Annotated in this window: 5 protein-coding genes; 4 read left to right on the top strand and 1 reads right to left on the bottom strand. The window is 38.5% G+C overall.

Annotated features, from left to right (window positions below):
* The 4 genes from HMPREF0023_RS04735 to HMPREF0023_RS04720 all read left to right on the top strand — a co-directional run.
* The coding region (locus HMPREF0023_RS04735; RefSeq protein WP_034437257.1) for a hypothetical protein at positions 1-499 on the top strand (499 nt) is incomplete at its 5' end.
* Between the two features lie 109 nt (positions 500-608).
* Positions 609-4070 (top strand): transcription-repair coupling factor, encoded by a 3462-nt coding sequence (gene mfd, locus HMPREF0023_RS04730; protein WP_008941314.1) that lies wholly within the window; start codon positions 609-611, stop codon positions 4068-4070.
* Between the two features lie 167 nt (positions 4071-4237).
* Positions 4238-4672 (top strand): HIT domain-containing protein, encoded by a 435-nt coding sequence (locus tag HMPREF0023_RS04725; RefSeq protein ID WP_004639438.1) that lies wholly within the window; start codon positions 4238-4240, stop codon positions 4670-4672.
* Between the two features lie 49 nt (positions 4673-4721).
* The gene (locus HMPREF0023_RS04720) at positions 4722-6161 is read left to right on the top strand and encodes an adenylate/guanylate cyclase domain-containing protein (RefSeq protein ID WP_005082689.1); all 1440 of its coding nucleotides are present in this window, start codon (positions 4722-4724) and stop codon (positions 6159-6161) included.
* 62 nt (positions 6162-6223) lie between these two features.
* Here HMPREF0023_RS04720 and fdx read toward each other — a convergent pair whose 3' ends face one another.
* Positions 6224-6562 carry an ISC system 2Fe-2S type ferredoxin gene (gene fdx / locus HMPREF0023_RS04715; protein ID WP_004639436.1) on the bottom strand — a complete coding sequence of 113 codons (339 nt, stop codon included), beginning with the start codon at positions 6560-6562 and terminating at the stop codon, positions 6224-6226.
* Positions 6563-6573 lie beyond the last annotated feature (11 nt).

Raw genomic sequence — 6573 nt, 5'->3', positions numbered from 1 at the left:
ATATACTGATTACTCTCAAGATCTTACTTTAAGTAAAATCGCAGAATATATAAAAGCACATGAGGTTGTAGAGATAGAGTACTTTGAACTTTTTGATCATGATACTGACCACAAATCTCTTTTGTTAGGGTTGATACAAAGAGTAGATGTAAATTTTTCAGTGAATTCAATTGAGGCCGAAATTTTAGCTGCTCATTACTTCCTAAATGTTCTAAAGAAATATCAAGTGGGTGAAATACGGCCCTTTGAATTATGTAAAATTTTTAACAATATAGAAGCTGGTTTTATGGGGGCTCCACGTAATCTTGATTCGAAAATTGTATATTCCCCCTCATGGTTGGGTAATTTATATGATGCTTGTGACTGGTGTGATGAAACATGGACTCATGATAATAGTCCTCATCTTCTTATTGAAGTAGAAAAGCAAATCCATAACATTAAAAATTGGTTAACGAATCCTGTTTTAAATAATAGTGACTTTGATAGCAATTCTATTTGATCTACTGAATAGATAACTTTGCATTAAGGATAAGCCAAAAAGTTCCTATTCGTAAAAAACATCATGCTAAAATAAGCCACTTGTCATTATAAATTGCACGACTTTCTCTATGTTTCAGCAAGAAATTTCTCAATTAAATCTACAGCAACTCAAAGCAGGCGAAAAGCGTTGGATTGGCTCATTACTGGGATCGTCGGCAGCACTATTATTTAAAGAAATTGCGACCCAAAGTTCAAATCTATACGTCATTGTGGCAAGGAATAATCAGCATTTAGCTCAACTGGAAAGTGAGCTTGAGTTTTATGGTATTAAACCTACAATTTTTCCCGATTGGGAAATCTTGCCTTATGACCGTTTGTCTCCACATCAGGATATTGTCTCAGAGCGCTTGGCTATTTTGTCCAATATGCCGCAGAAAGGTATTTTGTTGATTTCCGCAAGTACTTTAGCCCAACGTGTTGCACCATATTCATGGGTGGTTGGTGAGCACTTTGATATTAAAGTTGGACAAAAGCTTGATTTAGAAACACAGAAAAAACAGCTCGTACAAGCAGGGTACCGTTTGGTTGATACCGTTTACGATCATGGCGAGTTTGCTGTTCGTGGTAGCATCATGGATATTTTTGCTTCAGGACAGGAACAACCGATTCGTATAGATTTATTCGATGATGAAATTGAAAGCCTAAAGTTCTTTGATCCAGAAACACAACGTACGACGGAGTCTTTGAAAAACTTTACTGTTTTACCTGCCAAAGAGTTTCCACTCAAAGAAGGTCGTTCAATTTTTAGAGATCGCTATGCTGAGAGTTTTCCAACCGCAAATCCAAAGAAAAATCCCATTTATCAAGATGTCCTCGAAGGAATTGCAACCCCAGGATTAGAATTCTATTTGCCTTTGTTCTTTGATAAAAAGGTGATGGAAGCACAAAGTATGTTCACAGCATACTTACCAAAGAATTGCATTGTCATTACAAATAATGAGATTGAAGATGAGTTGATCAACTTCTGGAAAGAAGTTGTACGTCGTTATGAAGACCGTCGTCACAACATTGATCAGCCAATTCTCCCGCCTGAAGATTTATTTTTAATGCCTAATCATGTACTGCAGGCACTAAATCAATTACCTCGTATTATCGCTTCACCTGATGCTTTAGATTCAAAATCTGGTGTTTTAAATCTTGCCTCTGAGCAACCGCCAAAACTTGCAGTTGATCCCAAAAAAGAACAACCATTTCAGGCGGTCAAAGACTACATTGATCAAAGTAAATTTCCTGTTTTGTTGGTGGCTGAAAGTGCAGGTCGACGAGAAACTTTAAAAGATGCTTTGCGATCAGTTCTAGGTGAAATCCAAACGGTAGAAAGTTTTGCTCAGTTCCAAAAAGATAAACTCAAAGTTGCGATTACAAGTGCTCCTTTAGATCGTGGTTTGCTCCTAACAGATCAGTTATCTGTCATTTCTGAAAATCAGTTATATGAACATCGGGTAGTACAACGTCGCCGTAAACGTCAGCAAGAAGTTTCTGAAGAGTTTTTGATTCGCAGTTTAACCGAACTGAGCATTGGTGCACCTGTGGTTCACATTGATCATGGTGTGGGGCGCTATGCAGGATTAATCACTTTAGAAATTGATGATCAAGACCATGAGTTTTTACAACTTGATTATGCTGATGCGGCTAAGGTTTATGTGCCCGTCACTAACTTGCATTTAATTAGTCGTTACAGTGGTGGTGACCCTGATCTTGCACCATTGCACAAATTAGGAACGGATGCGTGGAGTAAGGCGAAGCGTAAAGCCTTAGAACAGATCCACGATGTGGCTGCTGAATTATTACATATCCAAGCGCGTCGTCAGTCCAAACCTGGATTTGCTTTTGAACTTGATCATATTGCATATATGCAATTTGCTAGTGGTTTTGCTTATGAAGAAACTTTGGATCAGGCAAATGCGATCGAAGCAACATTGCATGATATGCAGCTTGCCAAACCTATGGATCGCTTAGTTTGTGGAGATGTTGGTTTTGGTAAAACAGAAGTTGCGATGCGGGCAGCATTTGTAGCAGTACAAAATGGTAAGCAAGTTGCGGTATTAGTGCCGACCACATTACTTGCACAGCAACATTATGAGTCATTTAAAGATCGCTTTGCGGATACGGCAGTACGAATCGAGGTACTTTCACGCTTTGGTAGCAATAAAACGCACTTAAAAATTATAGAAGATTTGGCGGATGGCAAAGTAGATATTGTGGTGGGTACCCACAAAATTCTACAAGAGAATATTCAATTCAATAATCTGGGACTTATGATTGTTGATGAGGAACACCGTTTTGGTGTTCGTGACAAAGAGCGGATTAAGGCATTGCGTGCAGATGTTGATATGCTGACCTTAACTGCGACGCCTATTCCACGTACCTTGAATATGGCTTTCTCTGGTATGCGTGATTTATCGATTATCGCAACGCCACCTGCACGCCGTTTGGCGGTGAAAACCTTTGTGCAAGAACATACAGATGATTCAATCAAAGAGGCTATACTGCGTGAGCTGTTACGTGGAGGTCAAGTTTATTTCTTGCATAATGAAGTCGAAACAATTGAACGTGCCGCGGAAAATATCCGTCATCTAGTTCCTGAAGCGCGAGTGGCAGTTGCGCATGGACAAATGCGTGAACGTGAGCTTGAACAAGTGATGCAGCAGTTCTATCACAAAGACTACAATGTATTGGTGTGCTCAACGATTATTGAAACAGGGATCGATGTCCCAAATGCCAATACGATTATCATCGAACGCGCAGATAAGTTGGGACTTGCACAATTACACCAATTACGTGGTCGTGTAGGCCGTTCACATCATCAAGCTTATGCTTACCTACTTGTCCCATCTATTAAGCATCTCAAAGGTGACGCAGAGAAACGCCTAGATGCAATTCAACGTGCTTCGACTTTAGGTGCTGGTTTTATGTTGGCGACCGAGGATTTAGAAATTCGTGGAGCAGGTGAATTATTGGGTGAACAACAAAGTGGTTCGATGCAGGCAATTGGTTATAGCTTGTATATGGAAATGCTTGAGAAAGCGACTAAAGCCATTCAAAAGGGTAAAACACCTAATTTCGATGCGCCATTGTCATTAACTGCTGAAATCAATTTGCATATGCCTGCATTGATTCCTGATGAATATTTGGGAGATGTACACCAGCGATTATTATTCTATAAGCGTATCAGTAACACCGATAGCCAAGAGAAACTTGATAATATTCGTATGGAGTTGATTGATCGTTTTGGTATTCCACCACAACCGGTGAAACAGCTGTTTAGCGTACATCAGATTCGCTTAAGAGCAGAACAGTTAGGAATCACCAAAATTGATATCAATAGTAATGGTGGTTATATCGAATTTTCACCTGATACACCAGTGCAAGCGATCAGCATCATTCAGCTTATGCAGAAAAATCCGACCTATTATCGGATGGAAGGCGGACAGCGTTTGAAAGTGACTGTGCAACTTGCAGAATATGATAAACGCATCCAGTTTATTGTCGATTTGTTGAATAAGTTGCTCAATGAATTGAATGTATAGCTTAAAAAACATGCTTTATTTTAAGTAAAGGTAAAATATCAATGATTCCTCCGATAATAAGTGAGGAAAATCATTGTTATTTGTAATCAAACGACTGATGAAGAATACTCACATCAGAACTGATGTGATAGTATTGATCATCATTATTCTGCATCATTTATAAAGATATGTTTAGTTTGCATCCACAACTTGCTCAAGATACATTTTTTGTAGGCGACTTCCCGCTTTCAACATGTCGTTTAATGAATGATATGCAATTTCCTTGGTTGATCCTTGTACCACGCGTACCAGGTGTTACAGAACTTTATGAACTTAGCCAAGCAGATCAAGAACAATTTCTACGTGAATCTAGCTGGTTATCGAGCCAACTATCTCGCGTATTCCGTGCGGATAAAATGAATGTTGCCGCTTTAGGAAATGTTGTACCACAATTGCATTTTCATCATGTTGTACGTTATCAAAATGACGTGGCATGGCCTAAACCAGTCTGGGGAACAGCAGCAGTACCATACAATAGTGATGTACTTGCACATATGCGTCAGACGCTGATGTTAGCATTACGTGGACAAGGCGATATGCCGTTTGATTGGCGCATGGACTGATCCAAAAATAGAAGAATAACAGTATTCTATAATAAAAAAGGAGGATAGAGTGCCGCTAGATAGGTTGATTGATAAAGAACCTAGACAGTTCGCATATTTTCATCGTTTGATGGGATATTCGATCTTGTCACTTATTTTGGTAATTTATACATTTACCTCATCGACTGCTAACTATCAACTTTATATCCTCCCTTTATTATTGATTTATTTTTTGCTTTGTCCGCGCTTGGAAAAATGGCTGCAATACAAATATGATAAACAAACTGAGAAGAACGTATTTTTTGCCAATGAAGCAATCATCGTAGCAATTATTTTAGCCGCTTTACATCTGAGTCTAGTTCCAACGTTTGTTATTCTATTTGCCTTATTGTATGTTGGATTAAACAATAAAATCTCCTTAATGGTTTCTTGTTTAATTGGGCTGATCGGTGTTATTACCTTTTATTTCAGTACTTTCTTCATCTTTGGTGCTGAGCAATATTTTGAACCTACTAATCCAGAGTTGACTGTAGTGAGTTTGCTTGGGTTAATGGTTTTTATTGTGATTGGTAACTATTACCAGCATCGTCGTCTTAATATCCTCGGTCAACAGCGTCAGCATTATCATAATCAAATGACGCGTTATATTGCTTTTGCGAATCAATTAAGTCGGTATGCACCATTGCAATTGTGGCAATCCATTATGCGTGGTGAAGCTGAGGCGAAAATTGAATATAAACGTAAAAAACTAACGATTTTCTTTTCTGATATTCAAGGTTTTACTGAGCTTTCAGAGACGCTGATTCCAGATGATTTGGCATTTTTACTTAATGACTATTTAAGTCATATGACTGAAATCGCGAAGCAGTATGAAGCCACTGTTGATAAATTCATGGGAGATGCAATTTTAATCTTCTTTGGTGATCCAAACTCGCAAGGGACTGAGCAAGATGCAAAATCTTGTGTGGAAATGGCGATTGCAATGCGTCAGCAAATGAAATTGCTACGTGAGCGATGGAAGAAAATGGGTTATCCAGCACTGCATATTCGGATGGGGATTAGTACAGGTTATTGTCACGTTGGGAATTATGGTGCTTCACATCGTATGGCTTACACCATTGTTGGCCGTGATGTAAATTTAGCAGCACGTTTGCAGTCAGCGGCTGAAGTTGATGAAATCTTAATTGCTGATGACACACATCAACTGATTAAAAATGAATTTTTATGTGTACCTAAAGTGCCAATTTATTTAAAAGGGATTCAAGGTCCTGTTAAAACTTGGCAAGTGATGGAAAAATTCACTGGTAAGAAATCGGATACACAAAAATGGTTTGATTACGATTACAAAGGCTTCCATCTGGTATTAAATTTGGAAGAAGTACAGAATTATGAATATCCTGAACTTGTTGAAATCTTGGAAATGATGATTGATCGAATCAAGACTCAACAAAAGATCACCAATGCGCAGGGTGTTCCAAGGTTAAGTTTGGATGATGAAATAAAACCTTAACTTGTTAATACCCATAAAAAACCTCATTGTATTAATGAGGTTTTTTTATTTTTGAAAGTCAGTTAGTGATTTTCAGAAGCATGATTGATGGTGTATTTAGGAATCTCAATCTCTAGATCCTCGTCAACCACTATAACTTGACATGATAGGCGAGAGTCGGGCTCAAGTCCCCATGCACGGTCAAGTAAATCAGCCTCAACGTCATTCATTTCTTCTAAGCTATCAAAGCCTTTACGAACAACTACATGGCATGTTGTGCAAGCACACGACATATCGCATGCATGTTCAATTTTGATGCCTTGCTTAAGTAAGCTTTGGCACAAATTAGCATCTTGTTCTACTTCAAATTCTGCACCTTCAGGGCAAATTTGTGCATGAGGAAGAACTTTAATACGTGGCATATTGATCACCT

Source organism: Acinetobacter sp. ATCC 27244, assembly GCF_000156555.1.
GTDB lineage: Bacteria > Pseudomonadota > Gammaproteobacteria > Pseudomonadales > Moraxellaceae > Acinetobacter > Acinetobacter haemolyticus.
This window is presented reverse-complemented; position numbering and strand designations above follow the sequence as displayed.

Excerpts from the sequence above, each read along its gene's own strand:
- mfd (WP_008941314.1), top strand. The coding sequence starts at position 609 with ATGTTTCAGCAAGAAATTTCTCAATTAAATCTACAGCAACTCAAAGCA.
- HMPREF0023_RS04725 (WP_004639438.1), top strand. The coding sequence starts at position 4,238 with ATGTTTAGTTTGCATCCACAACTTGCTCAAGATACATTTTTTGTAGGC.
- fdx (WP_004639436.1), bottom strand. The coding sequence starts at position 6,562 with ATGCCACGTATTAAAGTTCTTCCTCATGCACAAATTTGCCCTGAAGGT.